A 3,526-nucleotide genomic window follows, 5' to 3' on the forward strand; every position below is an offset into this window, starting at 1 on the left:
GGTGAAAAAGGTGATGTGATTTCTTTCTATCAGAAGATCGAGAATCTGTCGTTCGCAGAGGCAGTTAAGAGACTTGCCGATTATGCAGGCATTCCCATTCAGGTCGATACGGCCGAGTCCGAGTACGATAAATTCACAACGATCATGTCTCGGCTTGCGGGTATTTACAATAGAGAACTAAAAGAGAAGAGGCCCGAGACACTGGCCTATCTTCTGGAAAAGCGAAGGATCTCCCAGAACACGATAGACGAATTTCAGCTCGGTTATTCACCGGATGAAAGAACTTTTCCGCAGTCACTGCCGTCGAAACTTAGAACCGATGAAAAGACTCTTCTTCAACTGGGGATTCTGGTGAGGAGAGGGGCGACCTATAGCGATAGATTTGCTGGCAGGCTTATGATTCCGATTGACAATGAATCGGGTAAAGTTGTTGGATTCGGCGGTAGAATCATGGATGCCGAAAAGGGACCGAAATACATCAACTCATCCGAGTCGAAATACTTCCAGAAAAATAGACTCTTATTCAATCTTTCACGTGCCAGGGCGGCCATTAAGCAGTTGAACTACGCGGTGATCGCAGAAGGGTACTTTGATGTCATTTCCCTGTTCGAGGCAGGAATAACGAACTCGGTGGGCCTACTCGGTACTGCGCTGACGGAAAGGCATCTTAGAATTCTCGGAAATTATACGCGTAACCTCTTGTTCTTTCTAGATTCCGACGAGGCTGGTCAGACAGCATCACTTAGGTCCATAGACATTGCAGAGAAGCTGGACTTTGGAACGGCCGTTGTTTTTTCGAGAGATCAGAAAGATCCGGCCGATTTGTTTGTTGCAGAAGGTCCAAAGGCGATAAAGGAGACCCTCGCGCTTGCGATTCCGGGCCCTGCCTTCAGAGTCGAGTTCTTTTCGAGAAAACTCGATCTGTCGATTCCTTTGGGCCGAAAGCACCTGATAGAGCATCTCAAACCATATGTGATCTCATTCAGAAGCACTGGAAACCTTGCTGCCGTCCAGTCGACGATTGCAGCGCTTGCACAGAAGACAGGTTATTCGGAGCGAGAGCTTGAATCCGCACTTCGCGGTGGAATGTCGAAGAGCTCCGGCGGGGAAATGAAAAGCGGTTTAGCTCTGAAACTCAAGGATCACATAAGGATATATTTGCAGCATCCAAAGCTGCGGGCAACGGTTGTCAAACAGCTAGAGTTGATGAATGAAAGCAGAGACCTGAAGGAACTCCTTAAAGGAATGAAAAAGGGTCTGGAACTTGAGGAGTTACTCGATCTGGTGGAAGAAAGTATAGGCAGAGAACTGATCGAACTGGCATCTACTTGCATTGATTTTGATACCGCACAACGTGTTCTCCAGTCAACCGGATTGTATGCCAACAAGAGACTTGTGGAAGAGGAGATGGCAGAGATTGACCGAAGACTTCCAAAGGTCAAGGATGAGGGGGCAAGAAAGGCTTTGCTGATCAGGAGGATCGAGCTAAGAAGAATGCTCGAGAGAAAGATGAAGGGTGGCGATTAGTTTGGAAAAACAGAAGAAAACAAAGTCAGGGGCCAAGGTTATTGCGGATAACATCAAATCTCTTGCCGAGAAAATAGCGGATGACGAAGCCGATTCAGATGAAACAGGCGATAACAGTGCTCTAATGACTAAGGAAGAGATAGACAAACGAATCAAGAAACTGCTTAGACAGGGAAAGAAGAAGGGATTTGTTACATACGAAGATATAGACAGCGCTTTTCCGCCGGATTACGAAGGCTTTGACTCTAGTCTTGTTGAATCGATATACGAGGAATTTGAAAAGAACAAGATCAATATCGTCGAAAAGGAGCCAGTTGAAGATGACGATGACATAGAAAGCGAAAGCAGCGAGGAGCTTGTTTCGATACTTGAAACTACGCCTGAGATGTATGACAACATATCATTAAAGGACCCAATAAAGATGTATCTGAAGGAAATTGGCAAGATCTCTCTTCTTACGCCAAGCAGGGAAAGGGAGCTCGCCCGTCGGGCACAAAAGGGAGAGCCGAAGGCTAAGGAAGAGCTGATCACTGCAAACTTGAGACTGGTAGTTTCCATCGCAAAGAGGTATATCGGACGCGGTTTGACCTTCCTTGATCTCATTCAAGAGGGAAACATCGGGCTTATTAAGGCTGTAGAGAAATTCGACTGGAAAAAGGGATACAAGTTCAGCACTTACGCCACATGGTGGATAAGACAGGCTATAACCAGAGCTATTGCAGACCAGGCAAGAACTATAAGAGTTCCTGTCCATATGGTTGAAACGATAAACAAGCTAAACAAAGTAATACGTGAACACTTGCAGGACCATGGTGAGTATCCAACGATAGAGGAACTTGGAAACCTAACCGGCAAGACACCGGAAAAGATAGAGGAGATCCTCGCCGCCTCGAAAGAAACCGTCTCTCTCGAATCGCCGATAAGTGGCGACGAAGAATCGACTATGGGCGACTTTATCCACGATGACTCCATGGAACAGCCAGAGGAAGCCGCGATGAAGATGCTTCTTAGAGAGCAGATCGATCAGATTCTCGATACTCTTTCGCCGAGAGAGGCGATGGTGCTCAAGATGAGGTATGGACTTCTAGACGGAAAGACAAAGACTCTAGAAGAAGTCGGTCAATTTTTTAACGTAACTAGAGAGAGAATCCGTCAGATCGAAGTAAAGGCACTAAGAAAGCTCAGACATCCTTCCAGAAGCAAGCAGCTCAAGGCTCTCCTGGGTATGCTGAACACGTCCAAGCGCGACTGATTTAGCCATTTAATTACAGGCTGTTAATTATTGCATCATTTCAGAGCAAAGAGTCTATGTTTATAATAAAGTACACCAGCGAAGGGACGTGAAAACTTGGTTGAGAAAAAGAAAGCAAGACCGGTTGAAACAAGTCCCAGGATTCTTTCCCAAATTGAATTATTGAAAAAAGCTAAGAATGGCGATTTACTCGCCAGCACGGAAATGTTTAGTCGCTTGAACGATAAGAACGGCAAAGAGGAGCAGTCTCGTGATTGAGACTGCTCTTTCATTGAAAGGTTTTACTCTACTCGTCGAGGGAAGGAAGATGCTCGACGGCATCACCTTTGATGTGCCAAAGGGGAGCATCGCACTCTTGCAAGGAGCAAGAGGGGCTGGTAAATCGGCGCTTCTCAGAAGTTTCATTCACTTGAACGAAGAACTGTTTGACAGAGTTAGCTATACAGGATCGATCAAGCTGTTCGGCGAGGATATAGACTCCCTCGAAAGAAAGAGCGTGAGGAAGAGAGTTGCTTACGTCGACACGACCTTTCTCGAGGCAATGTCTAATTTTACTCTAATAGAATTCTTCAGGTTTTTGAAAGGCAAGCGATTTGAGTTCGAAGACTTCGCGGAAAGCGAATTGGACCTCTTTCATGAACTCGATCTCCTGGACTTGCTTTCACTGAAGGCGGAAACCTCTCTAAAGACAATACCTCTTTTCAAGAGACTCTCGCTACTCGTATTCTCCACCCTCATACGACACCC

Annotated in this window: 3 protein-coding genes; all 3 read left to right on the top strand. The window is 46.1% G+C overall.

Annotated features, from left to right (window positions below; all coding sequences use genetic code 11):
• Window positions 1-1,527, top strand: a 1,527-nt coding sequence (dnaG, locus tag BG32_RS08435) for a DNA primase (RefSeq protein ID WP_121526673.1), incomplete at its 5' end; no start/stop codon positions are given.
• Window positions 1,528-1,651: 124 nt separating this feature from the next.
• Complete coding sequence (gene rpoD / locus BG32_RS08440; RefSeq protein ID WP_201764222.1) at window positions 1,652-2,779, top strand: RNA polymerase sigma factor RpoD; 1,128 nt, start codon at window positions 1,652-1,654, stop codon at window positions 2,777-2,779.
• A 250-nt stretch (window positions 2,780-3,029) separates the two neighbouring features.
• Window positions 3,030-3,526, top strand: a 497-nt coding sequence (locus BG32_RS08445; protein ID WP_121526674.1) for an ATP-binding cassette domain-containing protein, incomplete at its 3' end; no start/stop codon positions are given.

The sequence above is a fragment of the Mesotoga sp. HF07.pep.5.2.highcov genome, from assembly GCF_003666285.1.
In the GTDB taxonomy this organism is placed as follows: Bacteria; Thermotogota; Thermotogae; order Petrotogales; family Kosmotogaceae; genus Mesotoga; species Mesotoga prima.